Below are 25,563 nucleotides of genomic sequence, written 5' to 3'. Positions count from 1 at the left end.
CGGCGCACCGCGACGGCAGAGCAGGGAACGACAGCGGCGATGACGGTGACAGAAGACGGCCCGCAGGCCACGGACGAGGCGACCGGGCTCTCGTACGGACCCGGTATCGACCCGGAGCGCCTGGCCGTCTGCCTCAGCGTGCTCGAGGAACTCGACAAGCTGGAGGTCGACCACCCGGACGCCATCGCCGTGCGCCGGGCCACCGCGGGCGTCTACCGCACGGTCAAGCAGCGCCGCCGCCAGGAGCGCCGGGCCGCCAAGACCGCCCACGACAAGGCGGTCACGGAGGCCACGGCGACCGGCTCCGCCCAGCGCATCGACGACGAGACCGAGGGCCTGCTGCCGCAGTCGAACACCGAGGAGGGCAGGATCGCGGGGATACTCCAGCGCCCGCGCTCCTGCTACACCTGCAAGGCCCGGTACGTGGAAGTCGACTACTTCTACCACCAGCTCTGCCCGGACTGCGCCCGTACGAACCGGTCCAAGCGCGACGCCCGGGCCGACCTCACCGGCAAGCGCGCGCTGCTCACCGGCGGGCGCGCCAAGATCGGCATGTACATCGCGCTGAGGCTGCTGCGCGACGGGGCGCACACCACGATCACCACGCGCTTCCCCAAGGACGCCATCCGCCGCTTCAAGGCGATGGACGACTCCGCGGACTGGATGCACCGTCTGGAGGTCGTCGGCATCGACCTGCGCGACCCGGCGCAGGCCGTGGCCCTCGCCGACCAGGTCGCCGAGGCGGGCCCGCTCGACATCCTCGTCAACAACGCGACCCAGACCGTACGCCGCCTGCCGTCGGCCTACGCCGCCCTGGTCGAGGGCGAGAGCGCCCCGCTGCCCGCCGGGGAGCTGCCCGCCCACCACGTCATCGGCGCGTTCAACTCCGGCGCGGTCGACGGCCTGGCCGCGTTGCCCCTCGGCACCAGCGGCCTCGACGCGCAGCAGGTCGCCGACCTGGCCCTGGTCGCGGGCAACGCCAGCGTCGAACGGCACCTCGACGGCACGGCGATCGACGCGGGCGGGCTGGTCCCCGACGTGGTCGACAGCAACACCTGGGTGCAGACCATCGAGCAGATCTCCCCGGTGGAGCTGCTGGAGACCCAGCTGTGCAACTACACGGCGCCGTTCATCCTGATCAGCAAGTTGCGGCCGGCGATGGCCGAGGCCGCGAGGAAGGCGGCGAGCAGGCGCGCGTACGTCGTCAACGTGTCGGCGATGGAGGGCGTCTTCGGCCGCGGCTACAAGGGCGCGGGCCACCCCAACACGAACGCCGCCAAGGCCGCGATGAACATGGTCACGCGGACCAGCGCCCAGGAGATGTTCCAGACCGACGGCATCCTGATGACCTCCGTCGACACGGGCTGGATCACGGACGAGCGGCCGCACTACGACAAACTGCGGCTCGCCGAGGCCGGGTTCCACGCGCCGCTCGATCTCGTCGACGGTGCGGCGCGTGTGTACGACCCGATCGTGCGGGGCGAGGCGGGGGAGGACCTGTACGGGGTCTTCATGAAGGACTACGCGCCCGGGAAGTGGTAGGGCCTTCGCTCGTGACCGGCGGCGGGGCGTCAGTCGACAGCCCCCAAGGGGGAGTTCCGGGCCGCCAGCAGTTCCAGCACCGTGCGCCAGTCCTCCAGGACCCCGGCGTCGAAGCCGGCCGTGCGGGCCTCCTCCGTCGCCTGGCGCAGGGTGAGGAGGTCGTCCTCGGCCCGGGTGTCGCGACCGGGGCAGCGGCATACGAGGCGGGCAACGCGCTCGCCGAGCAGCGCGCGCACGGCGTCGGCCGTGTGGGCGGCGCGTCCGGCCGGGTCGCCGGGCCGCAGCAGTCCGCCGACCGGCTGGACCAGGCCCGCCACTTGGAGCTCTTTGTCGGCCGGGCGCGCGCGGCGCAGCAGGGCCGCCGTACGCAGCGCGTGGTCGTGCAGGTCGACCGGCGGGCGGTCAGGGTCCGGGACGTCCCGGGTGCCCCGGCAGGCGTACAGCAGATCCATCAGCTCCTCGGCGCTGCGCAGCTCCATGCGCCCGTCCTCTCGCGAGACAGCCGTTGCGTGCGGCAGCAGAGCATGGCGAGCTTTCGACTCGGCCAACGGCATCTGAACTGAGCGGCCGTCTCGAAAGCGACCCTCGCCGACCTACGCCGAACGGGTGATTTGTAAAACGCCTATTGAGTGACAAACCGGTTTGGAAACGTGAGTCGAACGGGAGATGACGCGTGATTGTTACCGCTTGTTTTCAGCCCCATCGAGCGGGTGTCCGCTCATTTGGTTAGTCTGATGCGGACGGACAGCAGCACGGGTCCTACCCACACCCACGGTCCGTCGTGGGACAAGCCGGTTCACCACGGCCTGCTCTCTCGTGAGTCGACCGGCGCCACCGCGTCTGAACTGCACATGACACATGAGCCCGAGCGGGCGTCAGGCGCAGCAGGACCGGCGCGTACGTCCCGAGGGTGACCGACACATAAGGAGTGCGCGGTGACACCGGAGAAGACGAAGCGCGATCAGCGCCCCAAGGAACCCGGCGAGCGAGTCGGCCGTAGGGCCGACGAGCTCGGCAGCCTGGACGTGTGGGCCAGGTCGGCCCCGATCCGCCTGGCGGGCTACGAGGAGGACCTCGCTGAGCCCCACATCCTGCCCAGCGTCGACTGACCACGGGCTGCCCCCACCGCGACCTCCGAGGGCATGGGCGTGCCAGACTCGCACCCATGCTGATCAGGGAAGCAACGGCTGACGACTGGCCTCGCATCTGGCCGTTCTGGCACCGCATCGTCGCCGCGGGCGAGACCTACGCATGGGACCCGGGAACCTCCGAGGAGGAGGCCCGGGTCCTGTGGATGAACCCCGCGAAGCGCGTCTACGCAGTCGAGGACGACAGCGGCACCGTCGTCGCCTCGGCCTACCTCACCCCCAACTACGGCGGCCCCGCCGCCCGTATCGCCAACGCCGGCTTCATGGTCGACCCCGATCAGGGCGGCCGGGGCTACGGCCGGGCCCTCGCCGAGCACCTCCTGACCGAGGCGAGGACGATGGGTTACCGGGGCATGGTGTTCAACGCCGTCGTCGAGACCAACCCGGCCGTGAAACTGTGGACGTCCCTCGGCTTCACGATCCTCGGCACGGTCCCGGACGCCTTCGACCATCCCCGGCACGGCCGGGTGGGACTGCACATCATGCACCGGGCGCTGTAGAGCAACGGAGGAGCCGTGACCGGCCTTCGCGTGAAACCTCTGGTAGCGGCCACCTGGCCGGACTTCGCCGGTCTGGTCGAGCGGCACAAGGGCGTGAGGGGCGGCTGCTGGTGCATGGCCTTCCCTCCCGAGGGCGCCGGCCGCACCAAGACCCCGGGACAGAACCGCTTCGAGAAGGGGAGCCGGGTCCGCGAGGGCGGCGCGCACGCCGCGCTCGCACCGGCACGGTGACGCTGTTCGAGGGGCAGGGCTTCGAGCGGATCCGGCGTCTCGGCAAGCACCACTGGGTGGTGTCCCGGACGGTGCCTGGGTGACCGTCAGGGCCGGGCGTACGGCCGGGTCATGATCTCCATGTTGTGGCCGTCCGGGTCGTCGAAGTAGGCGCCGCGACCGCCGAAGAGGCCGTTGACCCGGCCCGGCTCGGTGTGGCTCGGGTCGGCGTAGTAGGTGACTCCGATCGCCTCCAGCCGGGCGATCATGGTGTCGAACTGCTCGTCGGGCACCAGGAACGCGTAGTGCTGCGGCTGGATGGGCTCGTCTCGCTTCTCGTAGTAGTCGAGCGTCACGCCGTTGCCCAGGTCGACCGGCAGGAACGGCCCGAAGGGGGCGCCGACCGCCAGGCCCAGGACGGCCGCCAGGAACTCGGCCGACAACCGGCGGTCGTAGGCGTAGACGGCGGTGTGATCGAGGTGGGCGACGGTGGCCGGCAGTTCGGGGGCGGGCTGGGTGTGGGACATGGGTGGGTTCGTCTCCGGGTTAGGGAATCCGTGGTGAAGCGCCGCTGAGGCGCGAGGGGATGGGGACACGGAGACGATAGGCGGGGCGCGTGCCCTCTCCGGCTCTCGGACGGGCCCGGGCGGGGTCACCCCCGCCGCGCTCACGCCGAGGCCGGGCGCCTCACTCGTGCATGGCCTACGGCCGACCCGGCAGTCACCCGGCCGACTTTAGTTCATCGGCGCCGTACGCCGCCACGGCTTTCGTTCCTCCAGCTGCCCGGCCACGTCGAGGAGTTGGGACTCCGAGCCGGGGCGTCCCACCAGCTGCACGGCGCAGGGAGCGCCGGAGGGGAGGGTTCCGCAGGGGACCGTCATGGCGGGCCAGCCGGTCAGGTTCCACGGGGGCGTCAGGGGCGAGCAGGTGGTGTTGACCAGCAGATTGCTCAGCCATCCGCGCTCGTGCCAGGGCCCGGCCTCGGGGGAGCGGCGGGCCAGCGCGGGTGTCAGCAGCACGTCGTACTCGTCGAAGAACGGCTCCAGGCGTCGGCGCAGCCGCTCGCGGCTCGCCCCGGAGCTGACGGTGCGGACGAAGGGGCGGCCCAGTCGCGCGTGCACGCGGGTGCGTCGCGTCAGCAGGCGCGGGTCGAGGGACTGGGCGTCCGCGGCCGGGCCAGCCGTCCAGTGGGCCAGGGCGGTCGTGGCGAGCGACATCGGGTAGGGCGGGTCGGCGCGCCGGACCTGGTGTCCCGCCCGCATCAGCAGTCCGGCCGCGTCCCGGGCGGCCGCCGCGTAGGGGCGGCTGATGGTGACGCCGGCCAGCGGGCTGCGCAGCGACACGGCGATCCGGAGCGTGCCGGACCCGGAGCGGGGTTCGGGCGGGGTGCCGGTGAGGACGGAGAGCATCAGGCGGGCGTCCTCGACGGTCGTGGCGAGCGGGCCGTTCTCCGACATGCCGAACCAGGTGCTGTCGCCGGCACCCGTCGGGACCACTCCCCGGCCCGGCTTGATCGTGACCAGACCGCAGTTGGCGGCCGGAATGCGCAGGGAGCCCATGCCGTCGTTGCCGAGGGCGACCGGCACCATGCCGGCGGCGACGGCGGCCGCGCTGCCGCCCGACGAACCGCCCGCCGAGCGCGCTGGATCCCAGGGGTTGCGGGAAATGCCCAGCACGCCGTCCGTCGTGCCGAAGACGCACAGTTCGGGCACGTTCGTCAGCCCCACGACCACCGCGCCCGCCGCCCGCAGCCGGGCCACCGTCACATGGTCCTCGGCGGCAGGCGTGTCCGGCGTGGCCGCCGAGCCGATACGGGTGGACTCACCGCGCACCGCGAGGTTGTCCTTGACGGCCACGGGCACCCCGGCCAGCGGCAGTTCGGGCAGGTCGGCGCGGGCGGCCACCTCGTCGGCCTCGGCCGGCGCCGCCTCGGCACGCACGGTGCGGAACGCGCCCACGCGGCCGTCGAGCCGCTCGATCCGGGCGAGGTGCTCGGCGACCACCTCGCGGGGCGTGACCCGCTTCTCGCGGACGGCGGCGGAGATCTCTGCGGCGGTGCGGCCGGCCCAGGTGGTCACAGCGGCTCCTCGGAGGGGAATGGCGTGGACTTGCTGATGAGTACGCAGGGAGAACTGTGCACGGACCAGGGGCGTGCGTCGAGGTCGCCGGTCACGTGGACGCGCCCGGGCCCGCCTTGCCCGCCCGCGGGAGCCGCCGGTCAACGGCTCGCCTGCCGGCCGGGCGGGCCTCGTTGACAGGGGGCGATGCGGGATCGACGCGGTCGGCCGGGTCCTGGTGTCACGGGCTCAGCGCAGGTGGCGTGCGAAGAAGGCCTCGGTGACGTCCATCTCGGCTGCCCACCGCGGCCCGAAGGTGTGGCCCTCGCCGGCGACCGTGCGGAGCTCGACATCCTTGCCCGCCCTCTCGAACGCGGCGGCGGCCTCCCGTGACCAGGGGAGGGGGCAGGTGCCGTCCGCGGTGCCGTGCTGGATCAGCAGCGGCTCGGTCATGCGGTCGGCGTAGGTGAGGGGCGAGACGCCGCGCCAGAACGCCGGGTTCTCCTCGGGTGTGCCGTGCTTCTCCTCGATCTCGGCGACGAGCGGGTCGCCGTCGGGCCGCTGGAAGTGGTCGATGTTCTCCTGCGGCCGTGCGCTCACCGGGGCGTACGCGACCGCCGCGTCGAACAGACCGGGCGCCACGACCAGCGTGTTGTACACGACTCCGCCGCCCATGGACCGGCCGAACAGTCCGATGCGGTCGCCGTCGACCTCCGGCCGCCCGGAATCGCGCAGGGCCAGGGCGGCGCCGATGACGTCCTCGGTGTAGCCGAGGCGCAGGTCGACGTCGTTGTCCGGGTCGTCGTCGGAGCGGGCGTGGTTGCGGTAGTCGGTGTGCAGGACGACGTAGCCGTCGCGGGCCAGGCGGTCCTGCTCGCGTGGCATGCCCTGGCCGCTGAAGTAGACGTCCGGGTCGATGTACCCGTGCGCCAGCACCAGCGCCGGGAAGGGGCCCTTGCCCTCCGGGATGTTCATGATCCCCGAGATGGTGAGGCCGTTCGCCTCGTAGGTGACGGCGTAGCGGGTGTAGGCGGCGGTGCGGTCGAGCACGTCGCCGAGGCGCAAGCCGGAGCCCGTGTGCTTCCGCCGCATCAGGGCCGGGAGGGAGACCGGCTCGGCCGGCGTGGGGGAGGGAGCGGCGCGCGAACTCGCTTCCTCGGCCGCCCTGATGGTCGCCGGGGTGGCCCCGGGCGCGGCGGTCCCGCCGCCGGTGCAGCCGAGCGTGACGGCCAGCAGCAGTCCGGCGGCGGCGCAGGCGGTGCGCCGTGGCCGCATACCGTCCATTGTGAACCCGTCGGGCTGCGTGGGGGCAGGTCCGGCCCAGGACGTACTCGATGTGTGCGATCCGGCGATGCCCAGTGCGAGTCGTCCGGTTCCACGAGTCCTCGCGCTGCGGCTGCGGCTGCGGCCGTTCGAGCCGGTGACGCTGTGGCTGCGGCGCGGACAACGGGCGGCTCGGGGACAGGGGGAGACGCAGGTCACATTCCTCGATGTCACATCGGGCCGGGCCTCTGACTCATAGGGGTGTCAGCATCGACAACGACAGAGGAGCTCACCATGAGCGCGCGCCTGGACGTCTTCGCCATCCCGAGCGCCGGCAAGGTCATCAAGCAGTTCATGTCCCTGGGGCGGCTGGTCGTGGAGTCACCGCTGCCCGCCGCCACCCGAGAGCTGGTCTCGCTCCGCGTGAGCCAGATCAACGGCTGCGCGGTCTGCATCGACATGCACACCAAGGAGGCCGCGGCGGCCGGTGAGACCTCCGTACGCGTCAACCTCGTCGCCGCCTGGCGGGAGGCCACGGTGTACACCGAGGCCGAACGTGCCGCGCTGGAGCTGGCGGAGCAGGGGACCCGTGTCGCGGACGGGGCCGGCGGGGTCCCGGACGAGGTGTGGGAGCGGGCCGCCAAGCACTACGACGAGGAGCAGCTCGTCGCGCTGGTGACCCTGATCGCCTTCATGAACACGGCGAACCGGCTGAACGTCATGCTGCGGCAGCCGGCGGGCGACTACCAGCCCGGTCAGTTCGCGTAGCGGCACCGGTGGACGGGCGGGCCGTGGGCCCCGGGGTGACCAGGCCCCGGGCCTACGGCCCGAGCTGTGCCCGCAGCCACTGCTCCACCTCGCCCACATGCGCGGCCGCCGCCGCGCGCGCCGCCTCCGGGTCGCGGGCGGCCAGCGCGCGGTGGATCGCCGCGTGTTCGCGGCGGGTGCGGGCGAGGGCGCCTTCCTCCTGGTAGCCGCGCCAGACCCGGGCGCGGAACGTCCGCGACGACAGGCCCTCCAGGATCGCGGCCATGGTCTCGTTGCCCGCGGCCACCGCGATCACCCGGTGGAAGGCCAGGTCGTGGGAGAGGATCTCCTCCGGATCCTCCGTGGCGTTCATCGCCGCCAGGTGTTTCTCCACCTCGGCCAGCTGGTCCTCGGTGATCCGGGCGGCGGCCAGCGCCGTCCCCGTCGACTCCAGGACCCGTCGGATCTCCAGCAGTTCCACCAGACGCGGACCGCGCGACAGATCGGCCACGACTCCGAAGGTCTCCAGCAGGTCGCCGGCCTCCAGTTGCGTCACGTAGATGCCCGACCCGTGCCGGGCCTCCAGCACGCCCAGCACCGTGAGCGCGCGGATCGCCTCCCGCATCGAGCTGCGGGAGATGCCGAGCTGGGCGGCGAGGTCCCGCTCGGTCGGCAGCCGCTGGCCCGGCTCCAGCCGGCCCTCGGTGATCATCGCCTTGATCCGCTCGATGGCGCGCTGCGTCACGGTGCCCTTCTGCGGGGCTGTCTCGTCGTCCACGCCACTCCTCCGGTCACAGCGCTCCGGCGCAGTCTAACCAGCCGAGTGGTCGGACCACTATGTGCTGAGTGCGGATGAATCTGCCGTCAGAGGGTGTTCCGGCGGGTGAGTGGTCTGATAAATATGCGGACAGCTGCTGGACCACCGGTCGATGGGAGCCCCCGAAGATGCCCGGACGCACAGTGCGCGATCGAGACCGCGTCCCGGCCGCGGGCATCCGCGTGAGCGCGTCCTGCTCGGCGTGTTCGACGTCGCGGGCGTCCTCGCCGCCGTCGGCGGCCGCATGCGCACCGGCTGCGTCGCATTCCGGGGCGGCGGCCAGGTGCGTCAGCCGGGACGCCGTGACGCGGTCAGCGCCCGTCGGGGCCCCGCACCGCACAGCGGGCCCAGCGCTGGCCTCCCCGCCCCGTCCACCGACCTGAAAGGCCCCCGTGTCCCCGACGCCCGCCCGCATCACCGCGGTCGACACCCACGACATCCGCTTCCCCACCTCGCGTGAGCTGGACGGCTCCGACGCGATGAATCCGGACCCCGACTACTCCGCGGCCTACGTCGTCCTGCGCACGGACGCGGCCGACGACCACGAGGGGCACGGGTTCGCCTTCACCATCGGGCGGGGCAACGAGGTGCAGGTCGCCGCGATCGAGGCGCTGCGCGGACACCTGGTCGGCCGCGAGGTGGACGAGCTGTGCGCCGACCCGTCCACCCTGAACCGCGACCTGATCGGCGACAGCCAACTGCGCTGGCTCGGTCCCGAGAAGGGTGTGATGCACATGGCGATCGGCGCGGTCGTCAACGCCGTGTGGGACCTGGCCGCCAAGCGCGCCGGCCTGCCCCTGTGGCGGCTGCTCGCCGAGGCCGAGCCGGAATGGCTGGTGCGTCAGGTCGACTTCCGCTACCTCACCGACGCCCTCACCCCCGAGGAGGCCCTCACCCTCCTGCGCCAGGGCAGGCGAGGCGCCGAGGACCGCACGGCCCGCCTGCTGGAGCGCGGCTACCCCGCCTACACCACCTCGCCCGGCTGGCTCGGCTACGACGACGACAAGCTCACCCGGCTCGCCGCCGAGGCCGTCGCCGACGGCTTCCGGCAGATCAAGCTCAAGGTCGGCGCCGACCTCGACGACGACATCCGCCGCTGCCGCGTGGCCCGTTCGGTCGTCGGCCCGGACATCCGTATGGCCCTCGACGCCAACCAGCGCTGGGACGTCGACGAGGCGATCCGCTGGACCGAGGCCCTCGCCCGGTTCGACCCCTACTGGATCGAGGAACCCACCAGCCCCGACGACATCCTCGGGCACGCGGCGATCCGCCGGGCCGTCGCCCCCGTGAAGGTCGCCACCGGCGAGCACGTGCACAACCGGATCGTCTTCAAGCAACTCCTCCAGGCCGGCGCGCTCGACGTCGTCCAGATCGACGCGGCGCGCGTCGGCGGCGTCCCCGAGAACCTCGCGATCCTGCTGCTCGCGGCCAAGTTCGGCGTGCCGGTGTGCCCGCACGCGGGCGGTGTCGGCCTGTGCGAACTGGTCCAGCACCTGTCGATGTTCGACTACGTAACCCTGTCCGGCACCACCGAGGACCGTGTCATCGAATACGTCGACCATCTGCACGACCACTTCCTCGATCCGGTGGTGATCCGCGAGGGTCGCTACACGGCACCCACCGTGCCGGGCTTCTCGGCCGCCATGCGGCCCGAGTCGCTGGCGCGGTACGCGTACCCGGGCGGCGCGTTCTGGGCCGCCGACCTCGACAACCAGAAGAAGGGACGGGTTGCATGAGCGACTTCGAGGGCATCAAGGCCCTGGTGACGGGAGGCGCCTCCGGCATCGGCCGGGCCACCGCCGAGCTCCTGGCCGAGCGCGGCGCCCGGGTCGCCGTCCTCGACCTCGACCCGTCGCCGGTCGACAAGCCGCTGCTGGCCTACCGCGCGGACGTCACCGACGACACGTCCGTGCGCGAGGCCGTCGCGGCGGCGGTAGCCGATCTCGGCGGGCACGGCGTCCTCGATGTACTGATCAACAACGCGGGCATCGGCGCCCAGGGCACCGTCGAGGACAACCCCGACGACGAGTGGCACCGCGTCTACGACGTCAATGTCGTCGGCATGGTCCGCACCACCCGCGCCTGCCTGCCGCACCTGCGCGCCTCCGCACACGCCGCGATCGTCAACACCTGTTCCATCGCCGCCACCGCCGGCCTGCCTCAGCGCGCCCTGTACAGCGCCACCAAGGGCGCGGTGTACTCCCTCACCCTCGCCATGGCCGCCGACCACGTCCGCGAGGGCATCCGCGTCAACTGCGTCAACCCGGGAACCGTCGACACCCCGTGGGTCGGGCGACTCCTCGACGCCGCGCCCGATCCGGCCGCCGAACGCGCCGCCCTGGAGGCCCGCCAGCCCACCGGCCGCCTGGTCTCGCCGGCCGAGGTCGCGGGCGCCATCGCCTGTCTGGCCAGTCCCCTGTCCGGCGCCACCACGGGCACCGCGCTCGCCGTCGACGGCGGCATGCAGGGCCTGCGGCTGCGCCCGGTGGCCCGGTGAACCGGCTCGGCGGCAGCGGCGTCGAGGTCAGCGCCCTGTCCTTCGGCGCCGCCGCCATCGGCAACCTGTACAGCGAGGTCGGCGAGGCACAGGCGCACGAGGCCGTGGAGGCGGCCTGGCAGCGGGGCATCCGCTACTTCGACACCGCCCCGCACTACGGCCTGGGCCTGTCCGAACGCCGCCTCGGCGCCGCCCTGCGCGACCGCCCCCGCGACCAGTACACGATCTCCACCAAGGTCGGACGCCGCCTGGAACCCTCGGACGGCACCCGCGACGACCTCGCCAACGGCTTCGCCGTGCCCGCCACCCACCGCCGCGTCTGGGACTTCGGCGCCGACGGCATCCGCCGCACCCTGGAGGCCAGCCTGGAACGACTCGGCCTCGACCGGGTGGACGTCGTCTACCTCCACGACCCCGACGACCACGCCGAAGCGGCCTTCCGCGAGGGCTACCCGGCCCTGGAGCAGCTCCGCTCCGAAGGCGTGGTCGGCGCGATCGGCGTCGGCATGAACCAGACGGAGATGCTCACCCGCTTCGTCCGCGACACCGACGTCGACGTGGTGCTGTGCGCCGGCCGCTACACCCTGCTCGACCAGAGCGCCCTCACCGACCTGCTGCCGGCGGCTCGGGAACGCGGCACGTCCGTCGTCATCGGCGGCGCCTTCAACTCCGGCCTGCTGGCCAACCCGGAGCCGGGCGCGAAGTACGACTACACCGTCGCCCCCTCCGAGCTGGTCCAGCGTGCGCTGCGGCTGAAGTCCGTCGCCGAGCGCCACGGCACCACGCTGCGCGCCGCCGCCCTGGCCTTCTGCGCCGCCCACCCGGCCGTCGCGAGCGTCCTCGTCGGGGCCCGCTCGGCACACGAGGTCCGCGACTGCGCCCACCAGTTCGCCGCCCGGGTGCCCGCCGGGTTGTGGCAGGACCTGCGTGCCGAGCGCCTGCTGCCCGACGGTGTCCCGGTTCCCGGCGAGGAGCCGTCGAAGGAGGCGTCATGAACGTCGACGCCCACCACCACGTGTGGGACCTGTCCGTACGGGACCAGGACTGGATCACCGGCCCCGAACTCGCCTCGCTGCGGCGCGACTTCACCATGAAGGACCTCGAACCCGAGGCGAGAGCCGCCAAAGTGGGCCGCACGGTCCTCGTCCAGACGGTCACCGTGCCCGAGGAGACCCCCGAGTTCCTCGCCCTGGCCGAGGAGCACGACCTGATCGCGGGCGTCGTCGGCTGGACCGACCTCACGCGCCCCGACGTCGCCGACGAACTCGCCCGGCTGCGCGAACTGCCCGGCGGGCCGTACCTCAAGGGCATCCGCCATCAGGTCCAGAACGAACCCGACCCCGAGTGGCTGCTCCGCCCGGAGGTCCGGCGCGGACTGGCCGCCGTCGCCGACGCCGGGCTCGTCTACGACCTCGTGGTGCTCCCGCACCAGCTGCCCGCCTGCGTCCGGGCCGCCGCCGCCCTGCCCGGCCTCACCTTCGTCCTCGACCACCTCGGCAAACCGCCCGTCGCCTCCGGCGCCGTCGAACCCTGGGCGTCCGCCCTCCGCGCCTTCGCGGCCCTGCCCAACACGGCCGGCAAACTGTCCGGCCTGGCCACCGAGGCCGACCTCGCCTCCTGGACCGTCGAGGACCTGCGCCCGTACGCCGACATCGCCCTGGAGGCCTTCGGGCCCGGCCGGCTGATGTACGGCTCGGACTGGCCGGTGTCCACCCTGGCGGCGACGTACGGCGACATCCTCGACGTCACGCGCCGGCTGACCGACCCGGACGACCAGCGGCAGATCTTCCAGACCACCGCCACCCGGGTCTACGGCCTCTGAACCGACTCCACCAGCCGCGTCGGCGGCAGGAACTCCCGTACGTACGTCCGCTCCCAGCACGCGCCCGTCTCCCGTAGCTCGCGCCACGTCGTGTAGCGGTAGCGGAACAGGCGGGCCCGCACGTACCGCGGGGGCCGGTCCGGCGGGAACGGCGAGCGGCGCAGCAGCTTCAGCGTGGCCCGGTCGTTCTCCAGCAGCCGCTCCACCAGCGTGCCGAACCAGGATTCGGCGTAGGCGGGGGAGAGGGCCGCGAACCACATCAGCCAGTCGAGGCGCAGATGGTAGGGCGCGAACTGGCGCGGCCAGCGCCGCGGATCACCCGGCTTGCCCTTGAACTCGTACTCCCGCCAGTCCCCGTCCTCCCGGGGCACCTCGTCCGCGGTGCCCTCGACCACCACCTCGTACCGGACCCGGCTGACGCTGCCGAACGCGCCGTAGGTGTTGACCAGATGAAGCGGGTCGAAGGAGCGGTTCATCACCTGGCGGCGGGAGAGCATGTTGCGCACCGGCCGGTAGCTGAGGCCCACCAGCACCGCGGACACCGCGAGCACCACGACGACGTACCACAGCGGGGCGCCCGGCACGTCCGGCGGATCGGCCGGGAACCTCACCGCCGACAGGGCCAGCACGATCGTGATCCAGTTCAGCCAGGAGAAGTTGCCCGACAGCACCAGCCACAGCTGGGTGACGATCATCAGCGACGCGGCGGCCGTCGCGACGGGCTGCGGGGTGAACAGCAGGAACGGCACCACGAGCTGGGTGACATGGTTCGCCGCCACCTCCACGCGGTGCAAGGGCCGGGGCAGATGGTGGAAGAACCAGCTCAGCGGGCCCGGCATCGGCTGGGTCTCGTGATGGTGGTCCAGGCATGTCAGCTTCCGCCAGCACTCGTCGCCGCGCATCTTGATCAACCCCGCGCCGAACTCCACCCGGAACAGGATCCACCGCAGCAGGAACAGCACGACGAGCGGTGGCGCCACCTCGTCGTTGCCGAGGAACACGGCGAGGAAGCCGACCTCCAGCAACAGCGACTCCCAGCCGAACGAGTACCAGGTCTGCCCCACGTTGACGATCGACAGGTACAGCAGCCACGGCACCAGCCACAGCAGCATGCCGCCCCACAGCGGCAGCAGTGAGTCCAGCCCTGCCAGCAGCGCCGCCGACACCGCGCAGCCCGCCCAGGCGCAGAGCGCGAAGAAGCGGTCCGAGTAGTGCAGCTGGAACAGGCTCGGCGCCCTTTTGAACGGCACGCGCTCGACGAACCGCGGCACCGGCAGCATGCCGCGCCGCCCGATCAGCGGGCGGAACTGGAGCGCCGCCGTCAGGAACGCCACCAGGTACACGGCGGCCAGCGCCCGCTGGAAGACCAGCCGGGTCAGCCAGTAGTCGGATGCGGTGAACCATTCCACGTCCGTGCGCTCCTCCCTGTGCCGCGCCGGACCTCGTGGTCACGCTCCGTGTGCCGCCGCTCCGGTTGCGTGACCCGAGTGAGCGAGGCAAACAATAGTGATGAATTGCCCGAAACGGGCCGAGGTGAGCGGGAGGACGAGGTGCGGACACCCACGGGAGTCTCGGCCACGGCCTGCGCACTCTCGGCGGCCCTCCTCCTCTCGGGATGCGGCGGCGGCAGCACCCGCCACGGACACGACGCGGGCAACGGCGAAGAGCTCTTCCTCCAGCCGGCCGCGACCCCGGGACCGAACCCCTTCACGGACTCCACCGCACGCACGGCGGCTACCCCGTCCCCCGGCCCGCGAACGCCGCAGACAGCACACGGCGCCGCCCGGGTCTCCACCGGCCCGCGCTCCCTGTCCGGCGCCACGCCCGGCCTGTACGCCGGAACCGAGCGGACCGGCAGCTGCGACATCGGCCGGCAGGTCGGCCACCTGACCCGGGACCGGGCCAGGACCCGCGCCTTCGCCCGGGCCGCGGGCGTCTCCCCGGCGTCCGTCCCCGACCACGTGCGCGCCCTCACCCCGGTCGTGCTGCGCGCCGACACCCGTGTCACCGGCCACGGCTACCGCGCCGGGCGCGTCACCGCCTACCAGTCCGTCCTCCAGGCGGGCACCGCCGTCCTGGTCGACGACCGGGGCGTGCCCCGTGTCCGCTGTGCCTGCGGCAACCCGCTCCGCCCGCCCGAGCGGATGCGCGGCACGCCGGTCGGCAGGGGTACGCCCTGGCCCGGCTACCGGCCCGGCGAGGTGATCACCGTGACCCCCGCGCCCCGGGCGATCACCGACTTCACGATCATCGACGTCGCCGCCCGGACCTGGATCGAACGGCGGCGCGGGCACGACGTACGCCACGACCGGGCGCTGCCGCCGCCCGCCTGGGTGACGAGCTCCCCCGCACCGTCCGTCGCCCCGGACGGATCCGGTACGGCCCCGGACCGCCCCAGCCCGCCTCGCAGGGATGCGAGCTCCCCGGCCGACGTGAGCCGTCCGACAGAACCCGCCCCGCTTCCGGCGTACGAGACCGACCCGCTCCCCGACGAACCAGCCCCGGCCACCCTCGGCGAACCGGCCCCGGAGGACCCCGGAGAACCGGCCCCGGAGGACCCCGGCGAGTCCGGGGAGGTCGGCCCCGACGCCGTTGCGGACAGCCCCGATCCTCCCGACGGAGCCGGGCTGATTCCCGACGAACCGGCCGCCGACCACATCCTCGGCAGCCCCACGGACGTCTCCAGCAACTGAGGGCCGACCCGGACGGGTGGCCCGTAGACTCGGCACATCCGGTCGAAGAACCGGACGGATCCTGGCAAGGTGGGCCCATGGCTGATCGGGGAGCGAGCGCCGCCCTGTCACTCCCGGACGACTGGCCCGCCCACCCGGATCCGATCCTCGCGCTGAACCGGATGGGCAGCTTCGACTGGGACCTGGACACCGGCCTGATGCACATGGACCCCCGGGCGCACGAAGTCTTCGACGTGCGCCCCGAGGAGTACGACGGCCGTCCCGAGACCCTCTCCAAGCGCGTCCCGCCCGGCGAGGCCCGGCGCCTGGACGCCGCGGTCTCGCAGGCCCTGAAGGACGGCAGCGCGAACTACGGCGCCTACTTCCGCCTCCGCCGCCGCGACGGCACGCTGCGCTGGACCCACGCCCAGGGCTACATCCGCCGCGACGACACCGGAAGGCCCCGCCGTATCATCGGCATCATCCGCGACGCCACCCAGGAGATCGGCGAGATCGACGCCCGCCGTGACCAGGCCGCCCAGGACGAGGCCCGCCGGCAGCAGACCAACGTCGTCGAGCTCACCACGGCAGCCCTCGCCCACGCCCGCACCGTCCAGGACGTCATCGACGTCCTCAAGGACACTCACGGCCTCACCCACCTGGGCGCCACCAGTCTCGTCATGGGCCTGGTCGAGGCCGGCCGGATCCGCCTGGTCGCCGAGGGCCCCTCGGACAGCTTCGTGCCCGGCACCCGCGTCACCCGGATCGACGAGCCCTACCCGATGAGCGAGGCCGTCCGCACCCTCGGCCCGTGCTTCATCGAGTCGCCGGAGGAGTTCGCCGAGCGCTACCCGATCCTGTGGCCGCACATCACCGGCCTGAACATCACCTCGGCGGCCTATCTGCCGCTCATCGTCCAGGCCCGCCCGATCGGCGCCATGGGCCTGCTCTACAGCGACCGGCGCGGCTTCACGCCCGAGGAGCGCAACATCCTCGTCGCCCTCGGCAGCAGCATCGCGCAGAGCCTGCAGCGGGCCATGTTCTACGAGCAGGAGATGGACCTGGCGCAGGGCCTCCAGCAGGCCATGCTGCCCCGGACCATCCCCAGCGTGCCCGGCGCCGACGTGGCCGTCCGCTACCGCGCCGCCACCATCGGCGGCTCCGTCGGCCGGGACATCGGCGGCGACTGGTACGACCTGATCCCGCTGCCCGGCGGCCGGGTCGGCGCGGTCATCGGTGACGTCCAGGGCCACGACACGCACGCGGCCGCCGTCATGGGCCAGTTGCGCATCGTCCTGCGCGCCTACGCCGCCGAGGGGCACCCCCCTGCCACCGTCATGGCCCGCGCCTCCGTCTTCCTGCACGAACTCGACACCGACCGCTCCGCGACCTGCCTCTACGCCGAGGCCGACCTGTCCACGGGCGTGCTCCAGATGGTCCGGGCCGGCCACATCGACCCGCTCGTGCGCCACACCGACGGCTCCTGCCGCCGCGTCACCGTCCCGGGCGGTCTGCCGCTCGGCCTGTCCGCCGAGTTCGGACGCCTGGAGTACCCGGTGGGCACCATAGAGCTCGACCCCGGCGACACCCTGCTGCTGTGCACCGACGGACTGGTGGAGCAGCCCGGCGCCGACCTCGACGACGGCATGCGGACCCTCACCGCACTCGTCTCCACCGGCCCCGACGACGTACGCGACCTCGCCGACCGGCTCATCGACGTGGCCGCCGAGCGCGGCGGCGACGACGACGTGGCGCTGCTCCTGCTGCGCCGGCGCGGCCCGGACGGCCCCCAGTCGGGCCGCCGGCTCCAGCGGCAGGTGGCCCCCGGTGACCCGGCGGCCCTGTCCGAGACCCGGCACATGATCCGCACCGCGGTCGGCGCCTGGGGTGCCGGGGACCTCGCCGACGAGATCGAACTGGTCGCCGACGAGCTGATCACCAACGCCCTGATGCACACCGAGGGCTCAGCGGCCGTCACCCTCCGGGCCCTCACCGGCTCCGAGTCCCGGCTGCGCGTCGAGGTGGAGGACTCCTCCAGCGCCCTGCCGCGCCGCCGTGACGCGGGCGAGTCGGGCGTCTCCGGGCGGGGCCTGCTGCTGGTCGAGATGCTCACCGACGTGTGGGGCGTGGAGGCCCGGGGCGGCGGCAAGGCCGTGTGGTGCGAGTTCGTGGTGCCCGACCAGGACTGACCCCGCGTGGCACTCTGGACCTATGCCGGAACTCCCCGAGGTCGAGGCGCTCAAGGACTTCCTGACCGAGCACCTCGTCGGCCACGAGATCGTACGGGTGCTGCCCGTCGCGATCAGCGTCCTGAAGACGTACGACCCGCCCCTGTCCGCGCTGGAGGGCCACGAGGTCGCCGCCGTACGCCGGTACGGCAAGTTCCTCGACCTCGCGACCGCGGACGGTCCGCACCTCGTGACGCACCTGGCCCGCGCGGGCTGGCTGCACTGGAAGGACCGCCTCCCCGACGGCCCGCCCCGCCCCGGCAAGGGCCCCCTCGCCCTGCGCGTGGCCCTGGAGACCGGTGCCGGCTTCGACCTGACCGAAGCCGGCACCCAGAAGCGGCTCGCGGTGTACGTCGTGCGGGATCCGCAGGAGGTCCCGGGCGTCGCCCGGCTCGGCCCGGACCCGCTCGCCGATGACTTCGACGAGCGGCGCCTCGCGGAGCTCCTGGCCGGTGAACGGCGGCAGCTCAAGGGCGCGCTGCGCGACCAGGGCCTGATCGCGGGCGTGGGCAACGCCTACAGCGACGAGATCCTGCACGCGGCGAAGATGTCCCCCTTCAAACTGGCGGCGTCCCTGAGCGCGGAGGAGACCGGCCGCCTGTACGCGGCCCTGCGCGACACGCTCACCGAGGCGGTCGAACGCTCCCGGGGCGTGGCGGCGGGCCGGCTGAAGGCCGAGAAGAAGAGCGGCCTGCGCGTCCACGGCCGCACCGGCGAGGCCTGCCCGGTGTGCGGCGACACCATCCGCGAGGTGTCCTTCAGCGACTCCTCGCTGCAGTACTGCCCGACCTGCCAGACGGGCGGGAAGCCGCTGGCGGATCGCAGGTTGTCGCGGTTGCTGAAGTGACCCCGGGACCCTGTCACCGGGACGGCGGCGTCCATTCGAACATCAGGATGGTCGCGTCGTCCCGCAGCCGGCTGGTGGGCGAGTCCAGGACGGAGTGGATGAGCCGGCGGAGCGTCTCGGGCGCCGGCTCGCCTACGGCCGTCGCCCGGAAGATGCAAGCGGACGGCAGCCCCATCGGCGGGTCGGGCTCGCGCCGCACGGCGTCCACCAGCAGCCGCCGGTCGCGGATGAGCAGCGGGGTGGGATGACCGCATTCGGACCGGCGCGGCATCACCGAGGCCAGGTCCACCAGGTCGAGCCGTGAGCTCTCCGGGTCGGCGAGGAACTCCTCGAGGCGCCCGTCGCCGGGCTCTGCCGTCGTCACCTCGCCCCCGCCGGCCCTTCCCGGGCGTATCGCCCAGCAGGTACACCGGCGCACACGGGCTGCGCGGCGACAGGGGCGGACGCACGACAGGCCGGCCCGCGGCGTGTCAGCTCGACTCGAGCCGTACGAGGACCTCTCCGGTTGTCGAGCGGATCTCATAGCGGGCGATCTCCGCCGCATGCATGGACGAGCTGGCCATCATCGTGTGGGGCCGTGCGTCGTGGCCGGGCCCGTGCCAGCTGGTCGCGGTCTCCTCGGTGCCGTCGTGGCCGACGATCACCAGGTGGCAGGCACGGGAAGCCGCGGCGTCCTTCACCTGCAGCTCGACCTGGCTGCCCGAGGCCTCGTCCTCCGTCGTGACCTGCGCCCACACCCCTGTCCGCGCGTCGGTCGCCGCGACCGTCCGGGGCCCTTCGTCGCTGCCCTCGGCCATCATCGCGACACCGGGCACCGACACCGCGAGCACCACCGACGCGGCCAGGGCGAACAGCATGCGTCTGCGGCCGGCCCGGCGCCGGGTCGCCACCTCGGCCAGCAGCCGGTCCAGCATGCGCGGCCCGGGCTGCGCCGTCGGATTCACGAACCGTGGCGTGGCCCGCCGGTACAGCATCAACTGCCGTGTCGTCGGGCCGAATTCCGTCACCTCTGCAGCGCACCGAGGGCACTCCATGAGGTGGTCCTCGAAGCGGAAGGCCTCCGCCTCGTCCAGCACGCCGAGCGCGTAGGCGCCGACGTCGCGATGCCTCTCCAGGGACCTCATGCCGAATCCTCGTGCCGTTGGGTGCGGGTGGGGTTACTCCTTGCTCCCACCGGTACGGACCAGGCAGCGGAATCACTCAAGCCGGTGACACAATCGCAACCAAAGGATTCGGAGCCCTCCGGCCCGCGGATTGGCCCGGGCCGCGAAAATCTCAGAAGAGGTGGATCGCGAGGTGTCCCAGCGGCAGCCCGAGCTGCCAGGCGGGCGTCCAGACCTTCGGCCCCTCGTCCTCCCCGACCACCGGAGCACCGCCCGGCACGGCGTTCAGGTCGGGAGCGAGCAGCTCCGTCTCCTGCAGCCATCGCCAGGCCTCCTCCGCGAGATCCAGGTCCGGCGCGGGCCTCCGCGAACCCGCGGCCTCGGCGGCGAGCTCGGCCAGCCGACCTCGCACCCACTCCTGCCACGGCTGGTCGTACGCGGTCAGTGACAGCCACGTCTCCAGCTGGGTGATGACCCGGATGCCGGACAGCTCCCCGTCGGTGTCGGAGAGGAAGACGGTCAGCGCCAGGGCATCGCGCCCGGCGCGGAACTCGAAGGACGCCGGCGGCATCAGATCGCCGGTCCGCAGCAGCTCGTCGGCGATGTACTCGGCATACAACCACGCCATGGGGACGGTCAGTTCGCCGTCGGCGCCGTCCGTCCTCCCTTGACCTCTGTCCAGCATCCCTTCCTGCCTTCCTCCGGTACGTGCGCGTCGCCCGACACCGGAATCCCGGGGCGCTGTCGGCCCCATCCGGAACACGGATGAGAACAGCCGATTACTCAACCGGGGTCCTCAGCAAGGCGCTTTACGGAGGTTTGACTCGACCATTGGTTTCACCGCAGGTCGGCGGAGTATCCAGGAAGCACCCGGCGCAGGGCGCGCAGCGCGTAGTACGCGCGGGACTTCACGGTACCGGGCGGGATCCCGAGGGTTGCCGCGGCTTCCGCCACACTCGCCCCCTGGAAGTACACGAGCACCAGTACTTCACGGTGCTCCGGAGTGAGTGTCTTCACAGCCTGGCGGACATCCAGCATCGCGGCGGCCCGCTCGGCGTGGTCGGAGATGACCCGCGCGTTCTCCAGCACCGCGTCGCCGACCTCGGGGGGACGGGCCTGCCGGGCGCGCCGGGCGTCGATCGCGAGCCGCCGCCCGACGGTCATCAGCCAGGGCCGTACGGAGTCGAAGTCGTCGGCGCGCAGGGCCTCGGGGTGCTGCCAGGCGCGCACCAGCGTCTCCTGGACCAAGTCCTCCGCGCGCTGCCGGTCACCGTCGCAGAGCCGGAGCAGGAGCGCGAAGAGGGGCCGGCCGTGCTCGCGCTGCAGTGCGGCGAGCTCGTGCTCGGCGGTCGTCCCGTTCGTGAGAGTGGATCCGGCCGTCATGGGCCGTATGCCACCGCAGGGCGCGGCCGGGGCACAGGGCACGTACCCCGCTGTGCGGCGGACGGTCGATCGCGTCGACGAACGGTTCGACGAACGGTCAGGGCGCCCGGCCATGTGGGTGCCGGACGGGCTGATGAGCGTGTCGAAGCCGCATGGGGCGCCCTGAGCCTTCTTTCCTGATTGTGCGTAAATACAACTACTACGCCCATAGTGGGGTGAATGGATGCTCGCACGCAGCCGACAGGTGGCCCTCGCCCTGACCGTCGTTCTCGCCGCAGGCGCCGCCTGCCAGGCCCGCAGCCATCAACCGTCCGGCCACGGACGCCCGGCACCGTCCGCCGCCGGGCCCCGCGGCTTCACACTGGTCGCCTCCGGCGACGTCCTCCCGCACAGCTCGATCATCGACCGCGCCCGCTTCGACGCGGGCGGCACCGGCTACGACTTCCGGCCGATGCTCTCCGGCATCCGCTCCGTCGTCTCCCGCGCCGACGTCGCCCTGTGCCACATGGAGACCGTCTACGGCGAGAACGGCCACTACACCGGCTACCCCACCTTCAAGTCCCCGCCCGAAGTGGCCCGGGCCCTCGCGGCCACCGGCTACGACGGCTGCTCCACCGCCTCCAACCACACCCTGGACGACGGCGCGGAGGGCATCCGCCGCACCCTCGACGCCCTCGACCGCGCAGGCGTGCAGCACGCCGGCTCGGCACGCGCCGAGGAGGAGGCCCGCACGGTGACAGTCCTCCAGGCGGGCCCGGCGAAGGTCGCCCACCTCGCCTACACCTACGACACCAACGGCATCCCGCTCCCCGACGGGCAGCCCTGGGCCGTGAACCTCATCGACGAGGCCACGGTCCTCGCCGACGCCCGGGCCGCGCGCGAGGCGGGCGCGGACGTGGTCGTCGTCTCCCTGCACTGGGGCACCGAATGGCAGGACGCCCCCGACGAGCGGCAACTGACCCTGGCCCGGAGCCTCACCGCCGCGCGCAGCGGGGACCGCCCCGCCATCGACCTGATCCTCGGCACCCACGCGCACGTCCCACAGGCCTACGAGAAGGTCAACGGCACCTGGGTGATCTACGGCATGGGAGACCAGATCGCCGGCGAGATGACCAACCCCGAGGGCGCCAAGGACCCGCGCGGCAACCAGTCCACCCTCGGCCGCTTCACCTTCGCCCCGCCCGCACGGCCGGGCGGCCGCTGGGAGGTGACCAAGGCGGAGTTCGTCCCGCAGTGGTTCGACGTCGACGCCGGCCGGGTCGTGAACCTCAACCGGGCGGTCGTCCAGCGCGCCGGCGTCCGGGCCGTCCGCGACCGCATCCGGGACGTGGTCCTCAGCCGGGGCGCCGCGAAGGACGGTCTGGTGATGGGGGAGTAGGACCGGTACTCCGGCAGCGGTTCGTGTCGTCCCGGCATGGAGGGGAAGAGGGACGTCGGTTTCGGCACTGCGGAGTCGGAGAGCGGACACCCGCTCGGCGGTTCGTGGCTCAGCCGGCGGGGGCGTGGGCCGGGAAGGACACGCCGGCCGGGCGCGACTCGGCGGCCCGCTCCGGGTGGATCGGGGACACCGACTCCGGCCGGGCGTCCGCGGAGTCCAGGCGGAGCATGGCCGTCTCGTCCCGGGTACCGGGGACAGCCTGGTAGACCACCATTCGCTGGCCGCCCGTCCGGGCCAGTCGCATGACCTCGTAGGTCAGTGTCATCGGGCCGGCTTTCGGGTGCCGGAAGCGCTTTTGCCCGCCGCCTCGTTCGCAGACGTCGTACCGCTCCCAGCACCTTGCGAACTCCGGTGATTTCAACATCAGTTCGCCGACGAGCGCGGTCAGCTCGGGATCGTCCGTGTCGACCCCGGCGACAGCCCGCAGATGCGCCACCGAGAGGGCGACGGTCTCCTCCCACGGCTCGTAGAGAGTCCGGCCGACCGGGTGGAGGAAGATGTAGCGGGTCAGGTTGCGCTGGTCCTCCGGCCAGTCCCAGAGCCCGGGCATGAGCCGCCGGCCGGGCGGGTTGGCGGCCAGAACCCGGTTGTGGCGGCTCACCACATAGGCGGGCAGCGGGCGCACCGACTCCAGCATCCGCAGTACTGAGTCGCGGACGGTGTGGTCCGAGCAGGCCGGCAGCTCAGCAGACCGGCCGGCGGCCAGTTCCGCGAGCTCGTGCAGGCGTTCGTATCCGTCGCCACGCAGCCGCAGGGCGCGGCCGAGGGCGTCCACGACGGCGGGGGAGGGGTTGGTCTCCCGGCCGCGCTCGAGGCGGATGTAGTAGTCGACGCTCACTCCGGCCAGCGCGGCCAACTCCTCCCGGCGCAGTCCGGGAGTGCGGCGCAGGCCCGCGCCGGCCGGGAGACCGACGTCCTGCGGGCGTACCTGTGCCCTGCGGGCTTTCAGGTATCGGCCGAGCTCCGTGCCTCTCGCATCCGATGCTGCTGTCATCCGGCCATTGTCGCAGGCCGTCACGGGGCGTGGGGGGCCGTGTCAGGGCCTGGAACGCCGCACCCCGGGTACAGCGCGGTCTGCCGGGCGGGCCCACACGGGAGGAGAGTCGATCCCGGAGCGGGCGGCCCGGCCGCCGGAGCCCAGGGGGTGCGAGACACCGGACCGCGGCCCCGGCGGGCCGCGGCCGCCCGCCCGGTCACTTCTGATGAGCCGTACCTGCAGTCGCCGAGGAGTTCACCATGCCGGCCACCCCTGCCCCGTCCACCGCCTCCGTCCCCGGGCACGACGCGGAGCCGTCGACGCCCGGGCCGCGGCGGCCACAGCCGGACCGTTCCCGACCTACCGTGCCGCCTGGCGAAGCGTCCACCGCTACGCAGCGGAACGGCGTCGCGCTGGTCGCTTCGCTTCTCGGCTTCACAGTGATCACCATCGACGTCTCGGCCGTGAACATCGCGCTGCCTGCGATTCGCGACTCCCTCCACAGCGGGATGTCCGGTCTTCAGTGGGTGGTTGATGCGTACACCCTGATGTTCGCGGCCCTGATGCTCTCCGCGGGTGCCCTCTCCGACCGCACCGGCGCCCGCCGCGCCTACGCCTGGGGCGTCGCGCTGTTCACCCTCGCCTCCTTCGTCTGCGCGCTCGCCCCCGGCATCGGCGTCCTGGTCGGCGCTCGCGTGGCGCAGGGAGCCGCCGCCGCGATCGTGATGCCGGCCTCACTGGCGCTGATCCGGCATGCCTACGAGGACGCCCGGGTGCGTGCCCGTGCCATCGCGCTGTGGACGGTCGGCGGCTCGGTCGCCATGGCCGCGGGGCCAGTGCTGGGCGGGCTGCTCACCGACTCTGCGGGCTGGCGGGCGGTCTTCCTGCTCAACATCCCCGTGGGTGCGCTGATCCTGGGCCTGCTGGTCCGGGTGCCGCGCTCCCCGCGTCGACCGGCCGCGCTGGACATCGGCGGCCAGCTCACCGCCGTACTGGCCCTGGCCGGGCTGGCCTTCGCTGTGATCGAGGGCGGCCACCTCGGCTGGACCAGCGGCCCCGTGCCGGCCGCCGCCGCGCTCGCCCTCGCCTCCGGGTGCGCGTTCGGCGTGGTGGAGGCTCGGCACCGTCGGCCCATGGTCCCGCCGGCCGTGCTGATGGATCGCAGGGTGGCCGTCCCGCTCGCGGTCGGTTTCGCCGTCAACGCCGCCTTCTACGGCGGCATCTTCCTGCTCGGGCTGTACTACCAGCAGCTGCGCGGGATGTCGGCGATCGCGGCCGGGTTGATGTTCGTCCCGATGTCGGCGGTGGTGACGATGACCAACGTGCTGTCGCCGCGGCTGGCGGAGCGGATCGGACGGCGCCCCGTCATCGTCGCCGGGCAGCTGGTCTTCACAGGAGCGATGCTGGCCATGCTGCCGCTGGCCGCGCACACCCCGCTGTGGCTGGTGCTCGTCCTGCTGCTGCCGCTGAGCTTCGGCGGGGCGCTCGCGGTGCCCGCGCTCACCGCGCTGTTGATGGACGCCGTCCCGCAGGAGCGCACGGGAACCGCGTCCGGGCTGCTCAACTCCCTGCGCCAGACCGGCGGTGCGCTTTCCGTCGCCCTCTTCGGCAGCCTGCTCTCCGGACCCGGCGGGGAATTCTCCCTCCCCGGCATGCGCATCGGTCTCCTCACCGTCGCCGCCCTCCTCCTCGGCACTGCCCTTCTGTCCCGCCTCCTCCTGCCCCGCGGCTGACCCCATCGCTCCGCTCCACTCGCCCGCAGGCAGCCGCGCCAGGTGTCCACGAGCGGGACCCGGCGCGCCGCCGCGCCTCACGCTGTTCCGGCCGGCAGCGCGCGCTGCCGCCGGGCCAGCGCCGTCCGCGTAGGCCGCCGCCCGCAGCGAGGAGTCGAGCCGTCCACCCCGACCACGATCACCTCCGACCCGTCCGTGCCCCGTCCGAACTGACGGAAGTGCTGTTCCGTCAGCGCGGCGAGGCTGTTGGAGCCCGGGAGCCCGGGAGCCCGGCAGCCCGGTCGCCGGGCGGGAGCCGGGGCCGCCGGGGTTGTGCGCCGGGCGGGAGCCGGGGCCGCCCGGGCTGGCCGCCGGGCGGGAGTCGTCGCCGGGGCCGGCCGTCGAGCGGCTGCGGGGTCCCGGTACCGTCCGCGCCTGCCGGACGCCCTGGGCCACCCACGGTGTCGAAGGCCCCCGGCCCGGTCGCCGGGCCGGGCATCGAACCCGCGACGCCCCTATGGGCGGGACATCCGGCCCCGCAAGAGACGTCGGCCGGGAGCGCTCGACGGGCGAGGTGGCGCGGGTCTTCCTAGAGTCGAAG

The 25,563-nt window shown here is 72.9% G+C and carries 25 protein-coding genes and 1 pseudogene; 14 read left to right on the top strand and 12 right to left on the bottom strand.

Going from position 1 to position 25,563, the window contains the following annotated elements; genetic code table 11:
• The first annotated feature begins 39 nt into the window (after positions 1 to 39).
• Positions 40 to 1,542, top strand: a complete 1,503-nt coding sequence (locus tag ACWD1U_RS09325; protein ID WP_451105900.1) for an SDR family NAD(P)-dependent oxidoreductase — start codon at positions 40 to 42, stop codon at positions 1,540 to 1,542.
• A gap of 29 nt (positions 1,543 to 1,571) precedes the next feature.
• Here the strand turns inward: ACWD1U_RS09325 and ACWD1U_RS09320 are convergent, their stop codons facing one another.
• Positions 1,572 to 2,021, bottom strand: a complete 450-nt coding sequence (locus tag ACWD1U_RS09320) for a hypothetical protein (RefSeq protein ID WP_451105898.1) — start codon at positions 2,019 to 2,021, stop codon at positions 1,572 to 1,574.
• Between the two features lie 456 nt (positions 2,022 to 2,477).
• On the opposite strand from ACWD1U_RS09320, the gene ACWD1U_RS09315 reads away from it, so the two are divergent.
• The 3 genes from ACWD1U_RS09315 to ACWD1U_RS09305 are packed head-to-tail and all read left to right on the top strand — an operon-like array spanning position 2,478 to position 3,421.
• On the top strand, positions 2,478 to 2,651 hold the full coding sequence (locus ACWD1U_RS09315) for a hypothetical protein (protein ID WP_451105896.1): 174 nt from the start codon (positions 2,478 to 2,480) through the stop codon (positions 2,649 to 2,651).
• A gap of 56 nt (positions 2,652 to 2,707) precedes the next feature.
• Positions 2,708 to 3,190 carry an N-acetyltransferase family protein gene (locus ACWD1U_RS09310; RefSeq protein WP_451105894.1) on the top strand — a complete coding sequence of 161 codons (483 nt, stop codon included), beginning with the start codon at positions 2,708 to 2,710 and terminating at the stop codon, positions 3,188 to 3,190.
• A gap of 15 nt (positions 3,191 to 3,205) precedes the next feature.
• Entirely contained in the window at positions 3,206 to 3,421 is a 216-nt protein-coding gene (locus tag ACWD1U_RS09305; protein WP_451105893.1) for a hypothetical protein, read from the top strand.
• An 86-nt stretch (positions 3,422 to 3,507) separates the two neighbouring features.
• Here the strand turns inward: ACWD1U_RS09305 and ACWD1U_RS09300 are convergent, their stop codons facing one another.
• From ACWD1U_RS09300 to ACWD1U_RS09290, 3 genes are all read right to left on the bottom strand, one after another.
• Positions 3,508 to 3,927 carry a VOC family protein gene (locus tag ACWD1U_RS09300; RefSeq protein ID WP_451105891.1) on the bottom strand — a complete coding sequence of 140 codons (420 nt, stop codon included), beginning with the start codon at positions 3,925 to 3,927 and terminating at the stop codon, positions 3,508 to 3,510.
• Between the two features lie 207 nt (positions 3,928 to 4,134).
• Positions 4,135 to 5,478 carry an amidase gene (locus ACWD1U_RS09295; RefSeq protein ID WP_451105890.1) on the bottom strand — a complete coding sequence of 448 codons (1,344 nt, stop codon included), beginning with the start codon at positions 5,476 to 5,478 and terminating at the stop codon, positions 4,135 to 4,137.
• 228 nt (positions 5,479 to 5,706) lie between these two features.
• Entirely contained in the window at positions 5,707 to 6,732 is a 1,026-nt protein-coding gene (locus ACWD1U_RS09290; RefSeq protein ID WP_451105888.1) for an alpha/beta hydrolase family protein, read from the bottom strand.
• A 282-nt stretch (positions 6,733 to 7,014) separates the two neighbouring features.
• On the opposite strand from ACWD1U_RS09290, the gene ACWD1U_RS09285 reads away from it, so the two are divergent.
• Positions 7,015 to 7,488, top strand: a complete 474-nt coding sequence (locus tag ACWD1U_RS09285) for a carboxymuconolactone decarboxylase family protein (protein WP_451105887.1) — start codon at positions 7,015 to 7,017, stop codon at positions 7,486 to 7,488.
• 52 nt (positions 7,489 to 7,540) lie between these two features.
• Here the strand turns inward: ACWD1U_RS09285 and ACWD1U_RS09280 are convergent, their stop codons facing one another.
• Positions 7,541 to 8,245 carry a FadR/GntR family transcriptional regulator gene (locus tag ACWD1U_RS09280; RefSeq protein WP_451105885.1) on the bottom strand — a complete coding sequence of 235 codons (705 nt, stop codon included), beginning with the start codon at positions 8,243 to 8,245 and terminating at the stop codon, positions 7,541 to 7,543.
• A gap of 431 nt (positions 8,246 to 8,676) precedes the next feature.
• On the opposite strand from ACWD1U_RS09280, the gene ACWD1U_RS09275 reads away from it, so the two are divergent.
• The 4 genes from ACWD1U_RS09275 to ACWD1U_RS09260 are packed head-to-tail and all read left to right on the top strand — an operon-like array spanning position 8,677 to position 12,603.
• The gene (locus tag ACWD1U_RS09275; protein WP_451105883.1) at positions 8,677 to 10,020 is read left to right on the top strand and encodes an L-fuconate dehydratase; all 1,344 of its coding nucleotides are present in this window, start codon (positions 8,677 to 8,679) and stop codon (positions 10,018 to 10,020) included.
• Positions 10,017 to 10,781 carry an SDR family NAD(P)-dependent oxidoreductase gene (locus ACWD1U_RS09270; RefSeq protein WP_451105881.1) on the top strand — a complete coding sequence of 255 codons (765 nt, stop codon included), beginning with the start codon at positions 10,017 to 10,019 and terminating at the stop codon, positions 10,779 to 10,781. Before ACWD1U_RS09275 ends, ACWD1U_RS09270 begins: the two co-directional genes overlap by 4 nt.
• The gene (locus ACWD1U_RS09265) at positions 10,778 to 11,776 is read left to right on the top strand and encodes an aldo/keto reductase (RefSeq protein ID WP_451105879.1); all 999 of its coding nucleotides are present in this window, start codon (positions 10,778 to 10,780) and stop codon (positions 11,774 to 11,776) included. The genes ACWD1U_RS09270 and ACWD1U_RS09265 overlap by 4 nt, the downstream gene beginning before the upstream one ends.
• The gene (locus tag ACWD1U_RS09260) at positions 11,773 to 12,603 is read left to right on the top strand and encodes an amidohydrolase family protein (RefSeq protein ID WP_451105878.1); all 831 of its coding nucleotides are present in this window, start codon (positions 11,773 to 11,775) and stop codon (positions 12,601 to 12,603) included. The genes ACWD1U_RS09265 and ACWD1U_RS09260 overlap by 4 nt, the downstream gene beginning before the upstream one ends.
• Here ACWD1U_RS09260 and ACWD1U_RS09255 read toward each other — a convergent pair.
• Complete coding sequence (locus ACWD1U_RS09255; protein ID WP_451105876.1) at positions 12,591 to 14,012, bottom strand: lipase maturation factor family protein; 1,422 nt, start codon at positions 14,010 to 14,012, stop codon at positions 12,591 to 12,593. The genes ACWD1U_RS09260 and ACWD1U_RS09255 overlap by 13 nt on opposite strands.
• A gap of 141 nt (positions 14,013 to 14,153) precedes the next feature.
• Here ACWD1U_RS09255 and ACWD1U_RS09250 point away from each other — a divergent pair, with 141 nt between their 5' ends.
• The 3 genes from ACWD1U_RS09250 (at position 14,154) to ACWD1U_RS09240 (ending at position 18,350) form a co-directional block, all read left to right on the top strand.
• Positions 14,154 to 15,296 carry a DUF6777 domain-containing protein gene (locus ACWD1U_RS09250; RefSeq protein ID WP_451105874.1) on the top strand — a complete coding sequence of 381 codons (1,143 nt, stop codon included), beginning with the start codon at positions 14,154 to 14,156 and terminating at the stop codon, positions 15,294 to 15,296.
• 77 nt (positions 15,297 to 15,373) lie between these two features.
• Positions 15,374 to 17,464 (top strand): SpoIIE family protein phosphatase, encoded by a 2,091-nt coding sequence (locus ACWD1U_RS09245; protein ID WP_451105872.1) that lies wholly within the window; start codon positions 15,374 to 15,376, stop codon positions 17,462 to 17,464.
• 22 nt (positions 17,465 to 17,486) lie between these two features.
• Complete coding sequence (locus tag ACWD1U_RS09240) at positions 17,487 to 18,350, top strand: Fpg/Nei family DNA glycosylase (RefSeq protein ID WP_451105871.1); 864 nt, start codon at positions 17,487 to 17,489, stop codon at positions 18,348 to 18,350.
• Between the two features lie 13 nt (positions 18,351 to 18,363).
• On the opposite strand, the gene ACWD1U_RS09235 is transcribed toward ACWD1U_RS09240, so the two are convergent.
• From ACWD1U_RS09235 to ACWD1U_RS09220, 4 genes are all read right to left on the bottom strand, one after another.
• Positions 18,364 to 18,714 carry a hypothetical protein gene (locus ACWD1U_RS09235; protein ID WP_451105869.1) on the bottom strand — a complete coding sequence of 117 codons (351 nt, stop codon included), beginning with the start codon at positions 18,712 to 18,714 and terminating at the stop codon, positions 18,364 to 18,366.
• Positions 18,715 to 18,820: 106 nt separating this feature from the next.
• Positions 18,821 to 19,474 (bottom strand): zf-HC2 domain-containing protein, encoded by a 654-nt coding sequence (locus ACWD1U_RS09230; protein ID WP_451105867.1) that lies wholly within the window; start codon positions 19,472 to 19,474, stop codon positions 18,821 to 18,823.
• Positions 19,475 to 19,625: 151 nt separating this feature from the next.
• Positions 19,626 to 20,138 carry a hypothetical protein gene (locus ACWD1U_RS09225; protein WP_451105865.1) on the bottom strand — a complete coding sequence of 171 codons (513 nt, stop codon included), beginning with the start codon at positions 20,136 to 20,138 and terminating at the stop codon, positions 19,626 to 19,628.
• Between the two features lie 152 nt (positions 20,139 to 20,290).
• Positions 20,291 to 20,836 (bottom strand): sigma-70 family RNA polymerase sigma factor, encoded by a 546-nt coding sequence (locus tag ACWD1U_RS09220; protein WP_451105863.1) that lies wholly within the window; start codon positions 20,834 to 20,836, stop codon positions 20,291 to 20,293.
• A 223-nt stretch (positions 20,837 to 21,059) separates the two neighbouring features.
• Here ACWD1U_RS09220 and ACWD1U_RS09215 point away from each other — a divergent pair, with 223 nt between their 5' ends.
• The gene (locus tag ACWD1U_RS09215; RefSeq protein WP_451105861.1) at positions 21,060 to 22,214 is read left to right on the top strand and encodes a CapA family protein; all 1,155 of its coding nucleotides are present in this window, start codon (positions 21,060 to 21,062) and stop codon (positions 22,212 to 22,214) included.
• A gap of 109 nt (positions 22,215 to 22,323) precedes the next feature.
• On the opposite strand, the gene ACWD1U_RS09210 is transcribed toward ACWD1U_RS09215, so the two are convergent.
• The gene (locus ACWD1U_RS09210) at positions 22,324 to 23,268 is read right to left on the bottom strand and encodes a helix-turn-helix domain-containing protein (protein ID WP_451105859.1); all 945 of its coding nucleotides are present in this window, start codon (positions 23,266 to 23,268) and stop codon (positions 22,324 to 22,326) included.
• A 242-nt stretch (positions 23,269 to 23,510) separates the two neighbouring features.
• Between ACWD1U_RS09210 and ACWD1U_RS09205 the strand changes: the two genes are divergently transcribed.
• Positions 23,511 to 24,983, top strand: a complete 1,473-nt coding sequence (locus ACWD1U_RS09205) for an MFS transporter (RefSeq protein WP_451105857.1) — start codon at positions 23,511 to 23,513, stop codon at positions 24,981 to 24,983.
• A gap of 89 nt (positions 24,984 to 25,072) precedes the next feature.
• On the opposite strand, the pseudogene ACWD1U_RS09200 reads toward ACWD1U_RS09205, so the two are convergent.
• Positions 25,073 to 25,216: pseudogene (locus tag ACWD1U_RS09200) on the bottom strand (universal stress protein); the annotation flags it as partial.
• Positions 25,217 to 25,563 lie beyond the last annotated feature (347 nt).

The sequence above is a fragment of the Streptomyces sp. NPDC002788 genome, assembly GCF_053592115.1.
This window is presented reverse-complemented; position numbering and strand designations above follow the sequence as displayed.